This is a genomic window from Alkalicoccus luteus (genome assembly GCF_012034335.1).
Classification (GTDB): domain Bacteria; phylum Bacillota; class Bacilli; order Bacillales; family Salisediminibacteriaceae; genus Alkalicoccus; species Alkalicoccus luteus_A.
In genome coordinates this window covers 1-18,333 of record NZ_JAATHJ010000013.1, presented here as the reverse complement: position 1 = coordinate 18,333, position 18,333 = coordinate 1, and the positions used below count along the sequence as shown (strand labels likewise).

Genomic DNA, 18,333 nt, shown 5'->3' with positions numbered 1-18,333 from the left:
CCGCTCCCAAACACCGCTATTAATCACCTTCTACGAACATATATTCCAACGTAAAAAATAAATAAAACCCTTATGCATCAAGGGTTTCAGCATTTCTATGTATGGCGACCCTGAGAGGATTCGAACCTCCGACCTGCCGCTTAGGAGGCGGCTGCTCTATCCTGCTGAGCTACAGGGTCACAGAATGTGCCGTCTGCCCGAAATGGGAGACGGCACTGTTCATTATAGCGTAATCATCCGTCTTCTTCCACCCGGCGCTACTTGATTAGTCCAAATTGGCGCAGGGCGTCTGCAAGTCCGTCTTCACCTACGTGGCCTGTTACGTGAGAGGCTGCCTTCAGAGCTGCCGGTACAGAGTTGCCCATGGCTACGCTGTTTTTTGTAAAGGAGAGCATTTCAATATCGTTTGGCCCGTCCCCGAACACGTAGACGTCGTCGCGCGTAGCGCCGAGGCGCTTCATCATCGCTTCGATGCCGATCGCTTTGGATCCGCCGGACGGGATGATGTCCGTGGAGACTTCATGCCAGCGGATAAAATCAAAGTCGCTGAATTCCTGTTCGTACGGCTTCTCTTCTCCATCGGTGCAGAACAGCAGCGTCTGATAGATCGGACGCGTGTTTAAGTACGTATCATCAAATTCGGGATGGTCAAACTTAAGCGATCCGATGCTTTCTTCAATGTGCGGATGGTGCGGGACATTCGCTTTCATATCGCGGTGGTCCAGGTATACGAGCGGATGATCATTCGTTCCTGCCATCGTAGTCAGCCGCTTCAACTCTTCGTATTTCAGCGGATTTTCGTGAATCGTTTCGCCTTCAAATTCCACGTATGAGCCGTTAAAGCTGACGAAAGAGCTGATAGAAAGCTTCTCGCGCAGCCGGCTGAACATAAATGGTGCCCGCCCCGTCGCGATCGCTGTATAGTGTCCGGCGTCCTGCAGCTCCTGAATCGCTTTCACCGTTGAATCAGGCAGTTTTTTCTCCTCGTCTACAAGTGTTCCGTCTATGTCAAAAAAAAGCAGTTTTCGATCGGCCATCGTCTTCTGTCCCCTCTCTGAATATAAATGCTCCGTCCATTATAAGCCAACTAAACTGCGTCGTACAGCGGTTTACAGCCAATTTCGTGCAGTTAAGCGTTTACATGTGCGCGGCTTCCGGATAAAATCATTGTAGATTTCCTGCCAGTTGTTATAATAGAAGTTATCAGATTTTTGCGTCAGCAGGAGAGGGTGGAACCGCAGTGCCGATTAATGTCCCGAAGAACCTTCCGGCCAAAGATGTACTGGAAGGCGAAAATATTTTCGTCATGGAGGATGAGCGTGCAACGATGCAGGACATCCGTCCGCTTAACATCGTGATTTTGAACCTCATGCCGGAAAAAGAAAAAACAGAAGCCCACCTGCTCAGGCTGCTCGGAAACTCGCCGCTTCAGGTAAACATTACGTTTTTGCGTACGGTGACCTATCAGCCGAAAAACGTCAGTCACTCGCACCTGGAGGAGTTTTATAAAGACTTTGACAGCATCCGCGAGCATAAATTTGACGGCATGATCATTACCGGTGCGCCGATTGAGCATCTTTCCTTTGAAGACGTGATTTACTGGAAAGAAATCACGGAGATCATGGACTGGGCGGAGCACAACGTGACGTCGAGCCTGCATATCTGCTGGGGAGCGCAGGCGGCTCTCTATCATCTGTACGGTATTCAGAAGGTGCCGCTCGAACAAAAGTGTTCCGGCATTTTCCGGCACCGGATTGATCCGGCCGTGAAGCAGATTGAGCTGCTGCGCGGCTTTGATGATGAATTCATCGCCCCGCACTCACGCTACACGAACATTGCCGTCGATTCGACGCTCGAGCATGATGATCTGCTTCTGCTTGCCTCGTCAAAGGAAGCCGGTCCCTTCCTGCTGATGTCGAAGGACGGGCGTCACGTGATGGCGACCGGCCATCTCGAATACGACACGGTAACGCTGAAAGAGGAGTATGAGCGTGATCTCGACCGAGGACTGAGCGTGCAGATTCCTGCTCATTATTTCCCAAACAATGACCCGTCCGAAGCGCCGATGAACCGCTGGCGCTCGCACGCACACTTATTGTTTTCCAACTGGCTGAACTATTACGTTTACCAGCAGACACCGTTCGAATGGAATTGATCGTCTCGCTCTGGCCGTATGCCGGGGCGTTTTTTTGTATACGGGGTTGTTTCGGTAATCGAAGGTCCTGTTTCATTCTGCCTGTAACGGGTATAAGAGCATATCCACATCACTTACAGGAGGAATTTTATGGGACAGATACCATCCAACTACACGATGATGCAATTTTTCGAATGGCACGTACCGAACGACGGGAAACACTGGCAGCGTCTGCAGGAGCATGTGGAAGAGCTTCAGTGCGTTGGCATTAATGCCGTCTGGATTCCGCCTGTGACAAAAGCGATCTCTCAGGACGACAACGGCTACGGCGTTTACGACCTATATGACCTCGGTGAATTTGATCAAAAAGGAACAGTGCGAACCAAATACGGCACGAAGGAAGAACTGCTGGAAGCGATTCAGGTCTGTCACGATCACGACGTGATGGTCTACGCCGACGTGGTAATGAATCATAAAGCCGGCGCAGATGAAACGGAAACGTTTGAGGTCGTGGAAGTTGATCCGGACAACCGGACCGATGTCATCAGCGATGCGTATGACATCGAAGGATGGACCAAGTTCACGTTTCCCGGACGGGACGGCGAACACTCTGACTTCGTATGGCACTACTATCACTTCAATGGAACCGACTACGATCAGGCGGAAGAAAAGGATGCTGTCTTCCGGATTCTTGGCGATGGAAAAGAGTGGAACGATCACGTCGATGATGAGTTCGGCAACTATGATTATCTGATGTTTGCAAACATTGACTACAATCATCCGGAAGTCGTCGAAGAAACGCTGAACTGGGCAAAGTGGTTCGCAGCCGAAACAGGCGTCGACGGATTCCGCCTCGACGCGATCAAACATATTAATCACAACTTTATCTCTGATTTCATCTGGCAGGTGCGCGAGGAACAGGGCGGCGACTTTTACTTTGTAGGGGAATTTTGGAATCCGGATGCAGAAGCAAAGGAAGAGTTTCTCGAGTACGTCGACTACAGCATCGACTTATTTGATGTTGGTCTGCACTACCGGTTTCACGAGGCTTCAGAAAAAGGCGAAGACTTTGATCTGCGGACCATTTTTGAAGGATCGCTCGTGGAAAAGCATGAAGCGAACGTCGTGACGTTCGTCGACAACCATGACTCCCAGCCGGGCGAATCGCTCGAATCCTGGGTTGATGACTGGTTTAAGCCAATGGCCTATGCTCTTATTTTACTGCGCGAAGACGGCTATCCGTGCGTCTTTTACGGCGATTACTACGGGATTGACGGCGATGAACCGATCGACGGTAAAAAGGAGATGCTGGATCCGCTCCTGCACGCACGCAACCAGTACAGCTACGGCGAGCAGGTCGACTATTTCGATCATCACAGCACCATCGGCTGGGTCCGGCTCGGATCAGAGGACCATCCCGACTCCGGCTGTGCGGTCATTATGACGAACGGAGAGCCGGGGTCGAAAACGATGCACGTCGGCGAACACCGCGCCGGTGAAATATGGCATGATCTGACCGGCAGCGTAGAAGACGATATTGAAATTGATGACGAAGGCAATGCAGACTTTCCTGTAGACGGCGGGAGTGTTTCTGTATATGTAAAAAAAGGTTAACACCGTGCTGCTTCATTCATAGAAAGGGCGCCGCTTTCTGACAGCGGCGCCTTTTTTTCACGTTATACCGGTTCTTTTTCAAAGCATGCCTTATAGAGGCTTTTGACGGCCAAATCAGCATCTTGCGCGTTTACGCCGAACATCATGCTCACCTCAGAGGATCCTTGGTTGATCATCTTAATGTTCACGCCCGCTTCTGAGAGGGCCGTCGTCGCCTTGGATGCGACACCGACCGTGCTTGCCATGCCTTCTCCGACGACCATGACCATGGCCAGGTTCCGCTCTACGTGTACTTCTTCCACGTTAAGCTCCTGCCGGATCCGCTCGAGGATGCGCGCTTCAGCTGTTTCGTTTAAATACTCCTCACGCACGATGATCGACATATTATCGATTCCGGAAGGCGTATGCTCAAAGGAAATGCCTTCTTCAGCTAAAATGTTCAGCAAATTCCGGCCAAAGCCGACTTCCCGGTTCATCAAATATTTCGTCAGGTTGATCGTCACAAACCCGCTGTCGCTTGCAATGCCGATCACCGGCAGACCTTCCCGTTCCCGCTCAGCAGTGATCCGTGTTCCCGGCGCGTCCGGATGATTCGTATTTTTGATGGCGATCGGCACTTTCTTTGCTACAACCGGCAGCAGCGCTTCATCGTGGAACACCGAAAATCCGGCATACGCAAGCTCCCGCATTTCCCGGTACGTCAGCTGCTTCATTTCTTTCGGGTTCTCGACGAGCGACGGGTTGACCGAGTAAACGGAATCAACATCTGTAAAGTTTTCGTATAGGGATGCTTCGACACCTGCAGCGACGATAGAGCCGCTGATATCCGAGCCGCCTCGCGGAAACGTAACGATATGCCCCGCTTTAGACACTCCAAAAAATCCAGGAATCACAAGAATGCCTTCCTCTTCGCGCAGTTTCTTCAGACGAGCGTACGCTTCCGGCAGAATGCGGGCGTTTGCCGGTTCGTCTGTCACAACCATGCCGGCTTCCTCCGGCGATAAATACCGGGCCGTTTCTCCCAACGACTGCAAATAAGCAGCCATGACCTTTGCGTTTTCATTTTCACCACTTGCCATGAGCGCATCCATGAGCCGTGGCGGATCGGTTTTGTATTCGTCAATCAGCTTCCGCAGCTGCTGTTCTGTTTCGGCTGCCGGATTTCCCGACAGGCCCAGTCCGCGGACGATCGATTCATAGCGCTCTTTTACCGCCTGAAGGCTTTCCTCAACAGGACCATTCTCCAGTACGTCAGCTGCCAGGGTGACAAGCAGATCGGTTGTCTTGATGTCTTCTGCATGCCGTTTTCCGGGTGCGGAAACGACGATCAGCCTGCGTTCGCTGTCCGCCCGGATAATGGCCGCTGCTTTTTCAAACTGTCCGGCGTCAGCCAGCGAGCTGCCGCCGAATTTTGCTACCTTCACCATATGCCTGTCCCCTTTTTGTTTCTTTTAAATACACAAATGTCCTCTTTGAAAAGACATAACGTAAGTATACTAAATCCGTACTCCCGCTTCAACAGGTAAGCAGGCTTTTCAGTACGAATAAGAAAATCCCCGGAGGCTGGCTCCGGGGATAGAAATGTTCTATTCTTCGATTGTTACTTCGTGTAGCTGGTAAAGGCCGTTTGGATGCTTCCAGAAGCCTTGTACTTCGTCACGAAGACCGACGAGGTAGTCAGAGTGATACAGATAAAGCATTGGAGCTTCTTCTACGAGAATTTCCATCGCCTGCTCGTAAAGGTCTTCACGAGTAGCTTCATCTGTTTCTGTACGTGCATCGTCAAGCAGCTGGTCAAGCTCTTCGTTGTCCATGAAGGAACGGTTACCTGCTGCACCCTGCTGGCTGGAATGGAACAGTGCGTACATACCGTAGTCGGCATCCGCTGTTACTGTTACCCAACCGAGGATGAACATGTCATGCTCCCCTTCAGCTGTGCTGTCGAGGTACGCGCCCCACTCAAGTACTTCGATCTCCGCGTTAACGCCGATCACGGAGAGCTGTGCCTGAACGAGTTCTGCAATCTGGATACGCTCTTCGCTGTCGTTCGTCCAGAGCGTGATGTCCATACCGTCGCCGTAGCCAGCTTCTTCAAGCAGCTCCTGCGCACGTTCTGGATCGTAGCCAAGCTCTTCTACTTCATCAGAGAAACCGAATACGAGATCGTTGATCGGACCAACGGCAGGGTTTGCAGTCCCTCCAGTTGCACCTTCAATGATGTCGTCCTTGTTGATCGCCATTGTCAGTGCCTGACGCACCTGCTGGTCATCAAGCGGGTCCTGCTGCATGTTGAAGCCGATGTATGCAAGGCTTAAGCTTTCCTGCTCGTATACGCTGATACCGTCTGTTCCGTCTACACGGTTACGGTCATCAGGACGTACAGGATAGATGATGCTTGCTGCACCAGTTTCAAGCTCACCAATCTGCGTCTGCGGCTCAGGAGTTACCTTGAACGTTACCTGGTCAACGCCTGCAGGATCACCCCAATAATCGTCGTTGCGGCTCAGTACGACTTCAGAGCCCGGGCTCCACTCTTCAAACTGGAAGAAACCAGTTCCGGATGGATTTTCGTTCAGGTAGTCGCCAGGCTGTCCGCCGTCTGCTGCCTGATCGTAGTCTGCTTCAATTGCTTCCTCACTGATGATGCTTCCGCCAGTGTGCGCCAGGTGTGCCGGCAGCGGAGCGAAAGGAAACTCTGTGTGGAATTCTACTGTATAGTCATCTACTGCGACGACTTCTTCAACCATTTCAAAGAGGAACGCACGCTCGGATGCAACATCCGGGTCCTGGATCCGCTCGAAAGTAGCGACAACGTCATCCGCTGTAAAGTCAGAACCGTCGTGGAACGTCACGCCTTCACGGAGCGTGAACTGCCATACGTCTTCTTCTACATCTTCCCACTCTTCAGCAAGAAGCGGCTCGATTTCGCCCTCTTCAGACTGTGCTACAAGTGTTTCGTAGAGGTTGTGCTGCACGTTACTGGAAGGTACGTCGTTGGATCCTTGAGGATCAAGTGCAACGATGTCGGAAATCTGTGCGATAACGAGGTTGTTCGGATCGAGATCCTCATCCGTCGCTTCGCCTTCTCCGTCAGCTGCTTCTTCGCCGTCATTGTTGTCGGCGTTGTCGGCTGCTTCTTCATTGTTCTCTTCTGCCCCGTTGTCCGGTGCAGCGTTGTTGTCCCCGCCGCCGTTATTGTCCGGCTCGCTGGCACACGCCGCGAATGTCATGGCAGCAGCAGTCGTGATGAGCGCTGCTTTCAGCGTCTTGCTTTTTAGCATGATCGTTCCCCCTTAATGGTATCTCATATTTTTACATTCTTGCTCCACTTTAATTTACAATACGGTTCATAAAAAAACAAGTTCTTTTTTTCTGAAAATAATATATTGAGCAATTATTACTGCAATATAACTTCATCACCGCGTTAAAGGAATACAAGCTTTGTGCAATAAATCACTTGCTTGTTAACCTTTCTTACAAGCTTTTTTACAACATATGCCAGATTTAATTTACATACAAAACTATATTGTAAAAATATCTGCCTTTTTTAAGAATATCCCTTGTGTAAAAGTGTGTTAATGATATAATTTTTTCGTATCGTTTATTCAGTTTCCTATTATTATAGGAGTAAAATGGCAATTAAGTGGTTACATTTGTCAGAATCAAATATATTTTGTGAAAGAGAGGTTTCGTTATGGCTGAGACAACTGTCAGACATGCCCCAAAAGATCCGAAGCGGATCAATCCATATTTGGAAAACTTCAAAACGGCCTGGCGTAAGCTTCGTCAGAACTATTTGGCGATGGCCGGCGGTATTTTGATCGTTTTCTTCATTATTACGGCCTTTGTCGGACCGATGCTGACGAGTCTGGATCCGAACATGCCGAACGTACAGGCACGGCTTCAGGGCCCTTCTTCTGAGCACTGGTTTGGCACGGACCATCACGGACGTGACATCTTTACCCGTATTATTCATGGAATGTCGATTACACTTTACATAGGATTCCTTTCTGTAGCAATCGGAATGGTGTTCGGGGTCGCACTCGGGATCGTGTCCGGCTACTACGGAAAAGCAATTGACGCGATCATTATGCGTACGATGGACGTTCTCCTTGCGTTCCCTGGTATCCTGCTTGCACTTGGTATCGTTGCTGTTCTCGGACCGAGTATCAACAACGTGATCATTGCGATTTCCATTTTCGCCGTACCTGTTTTCGCCCGAATCGTACGAGGTTCCACGCTTGCTGTCCGCCAGCTGGAATATGTGGATGCGGTGCGTGCACTCGGCGCGTCAGATTTCCGGATCATTTTCCGGCACATTCTGCCGAACATTATGTCGCCGATCATCGTTCAGGCAACATTGTTTATCGCAACAGCTGTTCTGACAGCAAGCGGGCTTTCCTTCCTCGGTCTTGGAGCTCAGCCTCCTACACCGGAATGGGGAGCGATGCTGTCTGCAGGAAGAAACTATATGTGGGAACATCCGCATGTCGCCCTCTTCCCTGGTATTGCCATCGTCCTGGTCGTTCTTGCCTTCAACCTGTTTGGTGACGGAGTCCGTGACGCACTGGATCCGAAGCTGAAAGCATAAAATAACGCAAGCGAGGTGAAACACTTTGATTAAATATACGATACGCCGCCTGCTTCAAACCATTCCGGTTATGTTCGGGGTGACGATCATCGTCTTTCTGATGATGCACCTCATTCCGGGGGATCCGGCTCAGATTATGGCTGGGGAGCGTGCGAGCGAAACACAGATTGAACAAATGCGTGACCGTCTCGGCCTGAATGATCCGCTTTACGTGCAGTACGGCACGTTTGTCGGCAATGCTGTACAAGGCGATCTCGGCAACTCGATCCGCAGCGGACGTGCTGTTAGCGACGAAATCGGCGTCCGTTTCTGGATTACCGTAGAACTTGCCCTTTACAGTACGATTGTCAGCGTGTTTATCGGCATCATCGCCGGCGTTGTTTCGGCGACGCGACGTAATTCTTTTTCTGACATGTTTATCATGGTCTTTGCCTTATTCGGCCTCTCCATGCCGAACTTCTGGCTCGGCCTTATGCTGATTCAGTACTTAGCCTTGAACATTGACTGGATGCCCGTTTCCGGATGGGGCTCTCCGCAGGCCGCTATCCTGCCTGTTATTACTCTTGGAACCGCCGGGGCAGCCATTATTGCCCGAATGATGCGTTCCAGTATGCTCGAAGTTATTCATCAGGATTACATCCGCACAGCCCGCGCCAAAGGAGTAAAAGAACGCTATGTCGTGTATAAGCACGCGCTGCGTAATGCGATGATCCCGGTTGTTACGGTCGTTGGTCTTCAGTTCGGTACGCTTCTCGGCGGAGCTGTTCTGACAGAAACCGTATTTGCGATTAACGGTCTTGGACGACTCGTCGTGGAAGCTATTTCACAGCGTGATTTCCCGATCGTTCAGGGTGCTGTACTGATTCTTGCTCTGTTGTTTGTTTTCGTTAACTTCCTTGTAGATATTTCCTATCGACTCCTCAACAAGCGGATCGAGCTGGATTAACCGATATTCCGACATTGAAAGGTGGGAAACACGTTGGAACAAAAACCATCCATTATTAAAGTGGACGACCTCCAGACGTCCTTCTTTACCCATAAAGGGGAAATTAAGGCCGTTGACGGTGTACACTTTGACGTTCCAGCCGGAAAAACGCTCGGAATCGTGGGCGAGTCCGGTTCAGGAAAAAGTATCACGTCCCTTTCTATCATGCGTCTGATCGAAGACCCGGGTAAAATCAAGGGCGGCCATATTTACTTCCACGGCGAGGACCTGCTTGAGAAAAGTGAAGCAGAAATGCGCCAGATCCGCGGGAATAAAATCTCGATGATCTTTCAGGAGCCAATGACGTCTCTGAACCCGGTCTACACCGTCGGCGACCAAATTGCGGAAGCTTATCAGATTCACCGTGGCATGTCCAAAAAGGAAGCTCTGAATAAAGCAGTTGATATGCTGGAACTCGTTGGTATTCCTTCTCCGAAGGCCCGGGTGAAAGCTTACCCGCACGAGCTCTCCGGCGGTATGCGCCAGCGCGCGATGATCGCGATTGCCCTCGCGTGTGATCCAGAGCTGCTGATTGCCGATGAGCCGACGACGGCTCTCGACGTGACGATTCAGGCTCAGATTTTGCGTCTGATCAACAACTTGCAGAAAGACCTCGGCATGTCGATGATGCTCATCACGCACGACCTCGGCGTCGTGGCGGAAACGTGCGACTACGTTGCCGTTATGTATGCAGGTAAAATCATTGAATACGCAGACGTGGAAACTCTTTTCTCCAAGCCGAAGCATCCATATACGGTTGGCCTGCTGAAGTCCCTGCCACGTCACGATATTGACCAGGACGAACTCGAAGTGATCCGCGGCATGGTCCCGCGTCCAGATGAGCTTCCGGACGGCTGCCGTTTTGCGCCCCGCTGCCCGTTTGCACGAGAAATGTGCGTAGAGCGTCTGCCGGATCTGGAAGAGTTAGACGACGGAAATCAAGTACGCTGCTGGATTCATACAGACCAGTGGGACGGACCGGAGGTGAACGTACGAGATGACTACTCCACAGCAGATCCTGAAAGTACAAAATCTTAAGCAGTATTTCCCAATCAAAGGCGGCATCTTTGGCCGCAAAGTAAACGACGTAAAAGCAGTCGATGACATCAGCTTTGAAGTGAACGCCGGTGAAACGCTCAGCATCGTAGGTGAATCAGGCTGCGGCAAGTCAACGACAGGACGCGCGATTCTGCGATTGGATAACCCGACGTCCGGTACCGTTGAATTCAACGGAAAGGATCTCGTCTCTCTCAGCAAGAAGGAAATGCGCGACATGCGAAAAGACCTGCAGATTATTTTCCAGGACCCATACGCATCCATTAACCCTCGACAGACGGTGCGCCAGATTCTGAATGAGGCAATGGAGATTCAAAACGTTGCTCCGAAAAAAGACCGCGAAGAGCGGATTAAAGAACTGATGAAGACGGTCGGGCTTGGCGAACACCAGATTGACCGCTTCCCGCACGAATTCAGCGGCGGTCAGCGTCAGCGTATCGGGATCGCCCGTGCGCTTTCCGTAGACCCGAAAATGATCATCTGTGATGAGTCAGTATCGGCACTCGACGTATCGATTCAGGCACAGGTATTGAACCTGCTGAAGAAGCTGCAGCGTGACCTCGACCTGACGTATCTCTTTATTTCGCACGACCTCGGTGTCGTCCGTCACATTTCCGACCGCGTACTCGTTATGTACCTCGGGAAAATTGTGGAGATTGCAGATAAGAAATCGCTGTTCGACAACCCGAAGCACCCGTATACAAGAACGCTCCTGTCCGCGATTCCGGTTCCGGATCCGACGAAGCGTAAAGAGCAGATCATTCTGAAGGGGGACGTTCCTTCTCCAATCGATCCGCCTGAAGGCTGCCGTTTCCATACGCGCTGCCCGTTTGCGACAGACAAGTGTAAGACTGATGATCCCGAGCTCCGCACAAACGATGATCTGATGAAAGACGGCCACCGCGCCGCCTGCCACTACATCGAGGAGATCGAATCCGGCGAGATGCAGCCGAATTATTAATAGAACTACTGAAAAACCCCTCTGGCAAATTATTGGCCAGAGGGGTTTTTTCATGCTGTGACCAGTGAATTGTCAACGTACACCGGCTTTGAGTTGCGTTTCATGGTCCTTGTATCACTTCGTTCTAACGATCTAAGCTGAGTAAGGTGATGATTGCAAGCCGTTGAGCAGCTTTCAAATGGCATAGCAGCTGCTTGAGGCAGAGTTCCAATTGTGTCGGCTGGTACAGCTTTTCCGAAAATACAGCTTGCAGGAAAACCTAATGATACATTCGCCTGTTTATTCATTTCACGCGTTATCCGTGAAAGGTTCGGGCAAGTTCTTCTGCCTCTTTAACTGCTTCCTTCAGCCGCGTCTCTGCTTCGTCAGGATACGTACTCGTTCCTTCCACAAAAACGTGGTCGTACTGCTTCACTCCGGTAAGTCCGAAAATGGTTCGCAAATAGGAGTCTCCGTGCTCAAACGCCTGCAGCTTGCCGTGCGAATAGACCCCGCCGCGCGACTGCAGGTGCAGCACCCTGACGTGACCGAGCAGGCCTTCCATGCCGCGTTCCCCGAAACGGAACGTTTTGTCGGGTAATATCAGCTGATCGATGTATGCTTTGACTGGAGACGGCAGCCCCATATTCCAGAGGGGCGTGACGAAGACGATTTGATCAAAGCGGAGAAACTGATCGACCCAGGGGCTCGTCACCGGGCGGGTTGTCTTTCGTTCCCAAGCATCCAGCTTGTCGCCAGTCAGCGGAGGCGGCGTGTCCGCGAATAAATCAAGCCTCTCTACGTAAGCCTCCGGGTGCGCTTTCTGATACGCTGCAAGAAACGCTTCTCCAAGGCGCAGACCGTATGATTCGGATGTTTTTTTAGGATTCGCGGTGATGTACAGCAGACTCATGCTTCTTCCTCCTCTTGCAGCAGTTTTTTCGCCATATACAGTCGCTGAAAGGCGGTGATCAACTCGACAGCGAGAAATAACAGCGTGAAAAACAGCAGGTATTCAGTAAACAAAATCATCAGCGACAGCAAAATAAAGCCTTCTGTCCGTTCTGCAAGGGCAGGCTGATAGTAAAAGGATTTCTCTGTTTTCTTATCAGCAACGGCGCCAACGGTGAGAAAGATGGTGACCGTATATAAGATGGATGCCATCAGCAGCAGCATCGCCCACATCAGATCCGGATAGCGGAATGCGAGGGCAAGAATAATGCCTGCCTCGACGAGCCGGTCAAAGCTGACGTCGAGCACCGTTCCAAATTTTGTGCTCGTTGTTTTCCGGGCCATGGTGCCGTCTACAGCATCCAGAAAACCTGAAAACCAGAGCAGCAGAAAACCGGTGACATACCAGCCGGCAAAGACCGCTCCGGCTGCCGCTGCACCTGTGAGAAAGCCGAGCACCGTCATTTGATTGGCCGATAGACCTGTCCGCAGCGCAACGCCTGCTGTTTTTTCAATCACCGGCTGCACGATGTATCTTGCTTTCGTATCAATCACAGCGCACCATTCTCCTTCTCTTCCGTTACGGAAAGCTTCACCGCTTCCCCTTCTTCATACAGCGTATCACTAAGGACGACGACCGTCTGCTTCAGCGATGGCACGTTGACACGGTAAAAGCGGTAGCCGTGCATGAACTGCGGATGCTCAATGATCCCGCTGTATCCATCTGCTGCTCCGATTGTAAGCGAGGAAGCCGGTATAAAACGTTCGTCGTAAAGTCCGTCCCCGATGACGTCGGCAGCAGCCCGATTTTCCGGCTGGTGATAGACCGTTTCCGGGGTTCCCTGCTGCTGGACGGCCCCATCTTTCATGACGATCAGTCTGTCGCTCATCATCACTGCTTCTTCTTTGTCGTGGGTGACAAAAAGAGACGTGACTTCTTCTTCGCGCAGAAAGCTGCGCACCCACGTTCTGAGCGACTGGCGGAGCGAGGCGTCCAAACTGGAAAAGGGTTCGTCCAGCAGCAGCAGCTTTGGTTTTAACACGAGGGCCCGGGCCAGGGCAACACGCTGCTTTTGACCACCGGAAAGCTCGACCGGATAGGCGTTCTCCCACTGCTCCATCTCGATTTTCTGAAGCATGGCGCGACTCTCGGCAAGTCTGGCTCGGCGGCCAAGCTTCCGTCTCCCGTACTTCAATCCGTAGGCGATGTTCTCCAGCACCGTCAACTGCGGGAACAGCAGCGCCTCCTGAAACAATAAGACGACAGGACGCTGTTCGGCTTTCCAGCTCGTAATATCTTCTCCATCAAGGAGCACGGTGCCGTCACTGAGAGGGACGAGTCCTGCGACTGCTCGCAGCAAAGTTGTTTTACCGCAGCCGGAAGGTCCGACGATACAGGCTGTTTCCCCAGCTTCTGCTGAAAACGATACCCCGCTGAACACGGTTCGTTCTCCAAACTGCTTTTCTGCTTTTTTAATCTCCAGCATGCCGCACCTCCTTAAACCGTTCTGCTCCATTTATGATACGTGTAAAGCGCCGTTTCCAGCAAAACGAGAAAGACGATCGGCAAGAGCGCGAACAGCATCGTAAAGGATGCGGTCACCGCTTCGTCTGCACTGCTGAAAAACGGGAAGTATAAGATCGGCAGCGTCGTAACCCGTCCTCCGCCAATGATCGCCGTCAAAACATACTGGCTCAGGGAAATAACAAATACGAGTATACCGCAGCTGCGCAGACTCGGAAGCATCATCGGCAGCATGAGACCGAAAAAGGTTCTTACGGGCCCCATACCAAGAGTCCGCCCCTGCCACATCCAGTCTGTCTGCAGCCGGTCAAACCCCGATTTTAAAATCCGCACGGCATACGGGAGCGTCGGCAGCATGTGGATCAGGACGACGCCAATCCAGCTGTCTGCAGCCCCGATCCGGATCATAAACAGATGGAGTCCCATGGCAACGGCAAGCACCGGCACAAAAATCGGCAGCATAATCACCGTCTCGATCACCGCTTTTCCGCGGGGCTCATGATGGCTGAGCGCATATGCAGCAGGAAGCGCCAGCAGGTAATTGAGAACAACGACCGCCGTGCCGATGCCAATCGTCGTCCAAAGCGCACGAATCAGCTGCGGGTCGGACCAGACTGCCTGCCACCCTCTCAGCGAAAACGCATCCGGCAGCACATCGGGAAAACGCCAGCCAAAGGAGACACTTCGTATGAATAAAAACAAGACTGGCGCGACAAAAACAAGGATAAGCAGGGACGCGAGCAGGACTTTCCAAAACTTGTTCATGCGCGCATCCCTCCCCGTAGCCAGCGACGTCTGGACCGCTGGATAATATATAGCAGCAGGAAGGCAGTGAAGGCTGAAATGGCTGTCAGGACGACCATCATCGCCTGGGCGAGCGGCCGCTGGCTCCAGCCGGCCTGATAAAACCATTCAAACGCCAGCACCGGCAGCATCGACGGATACGTCACGCCGAGCAGCACCGGGATTTCGTATGCCCCGAGCATGAAGACGAATAAAATCAGCCACACCTCCAGCAGCACCGGTCCGCTCCAGGGTAGTTCGACGGTTTTAAAGCGTGTCCAGGCACCGGCCCCAAGGCTCCTGGCCGCCTCCTCCATCCGCCAGTCGAGCTCCTGATACACCGGCAGCAGCATTAGCACGACAAAAGGAATTTCTTTCCACAAATACGTCAAGATCACCCCGATATACAGCGGATCGTTGACAAGAATCGGAAAGCCATCCAAGCCTGCCGAGGCGGAGACAGAAGCAAACCAGCCGCCTGGTGAGAAAAACAGCACTGTTAAATAAGCGGCGGCAAAATGAGGAATCAGCATTGGAAACCAGACTGCAAGCTTCCAGTCATCGCGTAAAAAATACCGATGCAGCAAACGTACGAGCCAAAGCCCGATGACGACCGAAAGCACAGCAGAGATGAAGGACACGTATACACTGATGCCAAAGGAAGCCCAGAAGGTCCGGCCCGTCAGCAGCTCGGTATAGGCGCTGAACAAACCTGCTCCATCGACCTGCACGCTCTCGAGCCACGCCCGGTAGAGCCCCTGTGCCGCAAATACAGCCATAAACAGAAGCACCGGGAGCGCGAGCAGCCAGCTTTTAACGCTGCTGGACAACTTCCTGCTCCCAATTCTCCTGAATCCAGTCGACGTACCGTGCATCCAGCTCCGGCAAAATCGTTTCCTGCGGCACGATCTCTTCACCGGACAATGATTCTATCGCATCATTTTCTTCCTCAGACAGGGCGTCCAGATCAAGGATATGTCCTTCTCCCCAACGCTCCGGATCGAGCTTCGCTGTCTGTGCCTCCGGCGACAGGAAATAATTGATTGCCGTCAGGGCCGCTTCCGGCTCTGTTGTATTAAACGGCATACTCAAATAGTGGGTGCTGGCGATTGATCCGGATTCCAATCCGACAGTTTGTGTATCTTCCGGAAACGTTCCCTGATCGACCAAGCTTTCCGCCCGGTACTCATTGAAGCCAAGCGTCACGTCCACTTCTCCGCTGCTGAACAGCTGATCCTGCTGCTCCAGCGTTTCCGGATACGTCCGGCCCTCTCTCCATAAGTGCGGCTGCAGCTCACGCAGGATACGCCAGACGTCCTCACCGTTTTCCTCCAGCCATTCTTCATCAAACGTTTCCAGAATTTCCGGGTCATCAGCAACATGATGCATCACGTGCCGCACAAAACCGGCTCCGGTGTCATTTGAGACATTTGGATAGGTGAAGGCACCCGGATTCTCCTCTGCCCAGCTGAAGAGCTCCTCCATCGTCTCAGGAGGCTCTGCGTCACCGCGGAACTGAAAGGCGTACTGGACATTCCCCCAGGGCACCTGCATGCCCTCAACCGGAATCCCCATATCCGTTTCCACGTACGGCGCGTCTTCATTTACGTAGGCGTCCATGTTCGGCAGCAGGTCCGCAAACGATCCGTATAGCAGCTCGTTCTCTTTCGCGATACGGAAGTTTTCCCCGTTGATCCAGAGAATATCTGCCGTCCCGTCCATGCTGCCGGCTTCCCGCTCGGTCCGGAGCCGCGATAAAAACTCCGGTGCCTCCATCGGATAGCGTGTCAGCGTGATATCGTATGATTCTTCCAACGCGGGAGCGACGACCTCATCGATGTACGCATTCAGGCCTTCATCTCCACCCCACATATAGATGCCGATCTCAGCCCCATCGGCTGCGGCCGTGATCTCCTCCCAGTCCTGCTCCGCAAGATCATCTGCGTCTGCCGCCTCTTCTCCCGCACTGCAGACGGTGAGAAGCAGCAGTGCAGCTAAACCAGTCCATGATTTCATCGAATACGTTCCTCCTATGCTTCTGAAAAATAAAGGTGAGCGTGCAGGCGGCATCCTGGATTGAAGCCTGCCCCGCACGCTGGACAGCGGCTTCCGCTGTTCTGATATTCGCTAATTGTCAGCTCCTGCTTGCAGCTTCCGCAAAGCACAGCCTTTTCCTGCTCATACCCTTTTGGCCACGGGGTGAAGGGTGTGCCCGTCTGCTCCTCGTGACAGGCGTGGCACGGAAAATACTCGCGGCAGCAAAAGCACTTTAACGCGATGATATCGGTCGGACCGTGATAATGTCCGCAGCGTGTTTCGTCATCAATAGCTCCTCGAACCGTCTGTCTGTTCATATTTTCTCTCTCCTTATGTACGGACGTGATATAATCAGGCATACCTATTAGCAGGAGTGATTAGTCATGAAAGCAAAGACATGCAGGGCCTCCAAGGTCATTAAAACGGGACGCGTTTTCCCGCAGGATACAAATAACCACGATACGCTTTTTGGCGGCAAGCTGATGCGCGATATTGATGATGTGGCGTCGATTTCGGCTGCGCGGCACTGCCGTACCGAATGCGTTACGGCATCCACCGACTCCGTCGATTTCCTTCATCCGATCCGCCAGACCGATTCCGTCTGCCTTGAATCGCACGTGTCCTCCACGGGCAGAAGCTCGATGGAGGTGTTTGTGAAAGTCATCGCGGAGGATCTGCTTACAGGGGATCGCCGTCTGGCCGCCACCAGTTTCCTGACATTCGTCGCTCTCGACGATAAAGGGAAAACGGCTCCCGTGCCCCCGGTCGTTCCGGAAACAGAGGAGGAGACGTATTTGTTTGAAACAGCTCCAAAGCGCATCTCCGTGCGTAAAGAAAGCCGGGAACAAAGCCGCAAGCTCGCTGACATTTTAACCGACCTGAAGCCGTGGGATGACCAGCCCGAATAATCGTATTGTATACAGTATTATGATAGCATGAATAAGGATTGTACAAACGTAATTCCCCTTACAAATGAGCGGGGTATGGACAAATTACGCCTTCTCTCGAGCATTGATTTATTTGAAGAGCTGCCGGTTCGGAGAGAGCACTGCCCTCGGGTCCGTGAAATACCGCCTGCTCTGCCAGCTGTACCATCTGGCCATGCGCCATGGTAAAAAACGCGGCGACTGGCAGGTGATCCCGATTGAGCTGATACACCGCGACCTCGCCGCCATGATTGGCTCGAAACGTGAGACTGCCGCTGCCGTTCTGAACGACCTCATCAAAGAAGGCTTCGTCAAAAATGAGAAGCGGCTTTTTTTCAAGCGGGGCAGCTGCTTTGTTTACCTTGCTGCTGCTTCCCATTTCTTAACGTGCTTTTGAACAGTTTTCTGTGGCATGAGCGTTCCGGCGTTAACTTTCCACTCTTCAGCTGCCCGACGAAAAAAGGTACCGCAGATCGATTTGCGATCTGCGGTACCTTTTTGCTTTAGCTGGTTATTCTCCGTTCGGATCCAGGTCATCATTCACATCAATGTTCACGTTAATACCGTTGTCTTCGCCTTCACCACCACCGCCGCCCATCATTGGCAGCAGGAAGTTGACAATAAAGAATAAGATAATGATGACAATAATCGTGATGAATGCATACTGTTAATGACACCTTAAAATGTCCCGAGGTTGACGGAACACCTTGACCGGCAGGAGACGGAAAACGTGACCGTATTTAAACAGCTAAAACGGGAACACACCTTATCGGTCGTTCCCGTTTTTCACT

At 52.0% G+C, this 18,333-nt stretch carries 18 protein-coding genes and 1 tRNA gene; 8 read left to right on the top strand and 11 right to left on the bottom strand.

Annotated features, from left to right (window positions below):
* Window positions 1-102: 102 nt before the first annotated feature.
* Both HCN83_RS09925 and HCN83_RS09920 read right to left on the bottom strand, forming a co-directional pair.
* Window positions 103-179: transfer RNA gene (locus HCN83_RS09925), tRNA-Arg, on the bottom strand.
* A gap of 78 nt (window positions 180-257) precedes the next feature.
* Window positions 258-1,037, bottom strand: coding sequence for a Cof-type HAD-IIB family hydrolase (locus HCN83_RS09920; RefSeq protein WP_168006834.1), 780 nt, complete (start codon window positions 1,035-1,037; stop codon window positions 258-260).
* A 203-nt stretch (window positions 1,038-1,240) separates the two neighbouring features.
* Here HCN83_RS09920 and metA point away from each other — a divergent pair, with 203 nt between their 5' ends.
* Window positions 1,241-2,155, top strand: a complete 915-nt coding sequence (gene metA / locus HCN83_RS09915) for a homoserine O-acetyltransferase MetA (RefSeq protein WP_168006832.1) — start codon at window positions 1,241-1,243, stop codon at window positions 2,153-2,155.
* 138 nt (window positions 2,156-2,293) lie between these two features.
* Window positions 2,294-3,748 (top strand): alpha-amylase, encoded by a 1,455-nt coding sequence (locus HCN83_RS09910; protein WP_168006947.1) that lies wholly within the window; start codon window positions 2,294-2,296, stop codon window positions 3,746-3,748.
* Between the two features lie 62 nt (window positions 3,749-3,810).
* Here HCN83_RS09910 and HCN83_RS09905 read toward each other — a convergent pair whose 3' ends face one another.
* Both HCN83_RS09905 and HCN83_RS09900 read right to left on the bottom strand, forming a co-directional pair.
* Window positions 3,811-5,172 (bottom strand): aspartate kinase, encoded by a 1,362-nt coding sequence (locus HCN83_RS09905; RefSeq protein ID WP_168006945.1) that lies wholly within the window; start codon window positions 5,170-5,172, stop codon window positions 3,811-3,813.
* Between the two features lie 162 nt (window positions 5,173-5,334).
* Complete coding sequence (locus HCN83_RS09900) at window positions 5,335-7,029, bottom strand: glutathione ABC transporter substrate-binding protein (protein WP_168006830.1); 1,695 nt, start codon at window positions 7,027-7,029, stop codon at window positions 5,335-5,337.
* A 413-nt stretch (window positions 7,030-7,442) separates the two neighbouring features.
* On the opposite strand from HCN83_RS09900, the gene HCN83_RS09895 reads away from it, so the two are divergent.
* The 4 genes from HCN83_RS09895 to HCN83_RS09880 are packed head-to-tail and all read left to right on the top strand — an operon-like array spanning window position 7,443 to window position 11,341.
* Window positions 7,443-8,339: an ABC transporter permease gene (locus HCN83_RS09895; RefSeq protein ID WP_168006828.1), complete on the top strand. Its 897-nt coding sequence runs from the start codon at window positions 7,443-7,445 to the stop codon at window positions 8,337-8,339.
* Between the two features lie 25 nt (window positions 8,340-8,364).
* On the top strand, window positions 8,365-9,285 hold the full coding sequence (nikB, locus tag HCN83_RS09890) for a nickel ABC transporter permease (protein ID WP_168006826.1): 921 nt from the start codon (window positions 8,365-8,367) through the stop codon (window positions 9,283-9,285).
* A gap of 33 nt (window positions 9,286-9,318) precedes the next feature.
* A complete protein-coding gene (locus HCN83_RS09885; RefSeq protein ID WP_168006824.1) occupies window positions 9,319-10,362 on the top strand; it encodes an ABC transporter ATP-binding protein in 1,044 nt (347 codons plus the stop codon).
* The gene (locus tag HCN83_RS09880) at window positions 10,322-11,341 is read left to right on the top strand and encodes an ABC transporter ATP-binding protein (protein ID WP_168006822.1); all 1,020 of its coding nucleotides are present in this window, start codon (window positions 10,322-10,324) and stop codon (window positions 11,339-11,341) included. The genes HCN83_RS09885 and HCN83_RS09880 overlap by 41 nt, the downstream gene beginning before the upstream one ends.
* A 295-nt stretch (window positions 11,342-11,636) precedes the next feature.
* Here HCN83_RS09880 and HCN83_RS09875 read toward each other — a convergent pair whose 3' ends face one another.
* Genes HCN83_RS09875 through HCN83_RS09845 form a run of 7 tightly spaced genes read right to left on the bottom strand, consistent with a single transcriptional unit; the run spans window position 11,637 to window position 16,933 of the window.
* Window positions 11,637-12,233 carry an FMN-dependent NADH-azoreductase gene (locus HCN83_RS09875; protein ID WP_168006820.1) on the bottom strand — a complete coding sequence of 199 codons (597 nt, stop codon included), beginning with the start codon at window positions 12,231-12,233 and terminating at the stop codon, window positions 11,637-11,639.
* Window positions 12,230-12,826 carry a CDP-alcohol phosphatidyltransferase family protein gene (locus HCN83_RS09870; protein ID WP_168006818.1) on the bottom strand — a complete coding sequence of 199 codons (597 nt, stop codon included), beginning with the start codon at window positions 12,824-12,826 and terminating at the stop codon, window positions 12,230-12,232. Before HCN83_RS09870 ends, HCN83_RS09875 begins: the two co-directional genes overlap by 4 nt.
* Window positions 12,823-13,758 (bottom strand): ABC transporter ATP-binding protein, encoded by a 936-nt coding sequence (locus tag HCN83_RS09865; protein WP_168006816.1) that lies wholly within the window; start codon window positions 13,756-13,758, stop codon window positions 12,823-12,825. Before HCN83_RS09865 ends, HCN83_RS09870 begins: the two co-directional genes overlap by 4 nt.
* 11 nt (window positions 13,759-13,769) lie before the next feature.
* Window positions 13,770-14,561 carry an ABC transporter permease gene (locus HCN83_RS09860; protein WP_168006814.1) on the bottom strand — a complete coding sequence of 264 codons (792 nt, stop codon included), beginning with the start codon at window positions 14,559-14,561 and terminating at the stop codon, window positions 13,770-13,772.
* Complete coding sequence (locus HCN83_RS09855) at window positions 14,558-15,409, bottom strand: ABC transporter permease (RefSeq protein WP_246238183.1); 852 nt, start codon at window positions 15,407-15,409, stop codon at window positions 14,558-14,560. The genes HCN83_RS09860 and HCN83_RS09855 overlap by 4 nt, the downstream gene beginning before the upstream one ends.
* Entirely contained in the window at window positions 15,393-16,595 is a 1,203-nt protein-coding gene (locus tag HCN83_RS09850; RefSeq protein WP_168006810.1) for an ABC transporter substrate-binding protein, read from the bottom strand. The genes HCN83_RS09855 and HCN83_RS09850 overlap by 17 nt, the downstream gene beginning before the upstream one ends.
* 14 nt (window positions 16,596-16,609) lie before the next feature.
* Window positions 16,610-16,933 carry a CHY zinc finger protein gene (locus tag HCN83_RS09845; RefSeq protein WP_168006808.1) on the bottom strand — a complete coding sequence of 108 codons (324 nt, stop codon included), beginning with the start codon at window positions 16,931-16,933 and terminating at the stop codon, window positions 16,610-16,612.
* 66 nt (window positions 16,934-16,999) lie between these two features.
* Between HCN83_RS09845 and HCN83_RS09840 the strand changes: the two genes are divergently transcribed.
* Together HCN83_RS09840 and HCN83_RS18860 are read left to right on the top strand one after the other, a co-directional pair.
* A complete protein-coding gene (locus HCN83_RS09840; RefSeq protein ID WP_168006806.1) occupies window positions 17,000-17,524 on the top strand; it encodes an acyl-CoA thioesterase in 525 nt (174 codons plus the stop codon).
* Between the two features lie 64 nt (window positions 17,525-17,588).
* Window positions 17,589-17,939, top strand: a complete 351-nt coding sequence (locus tag HCN83_RS18860) for a helix-turn-helix domain-containing protein (RefSeq protein WP_168006804.1) — start codon at window positions 17,589-17,591, stop codon at window positions 17,937-17,939.
* The last annotated feature ends 394 nt before the right edge of the window (window positions 17,940-18,333 follow it).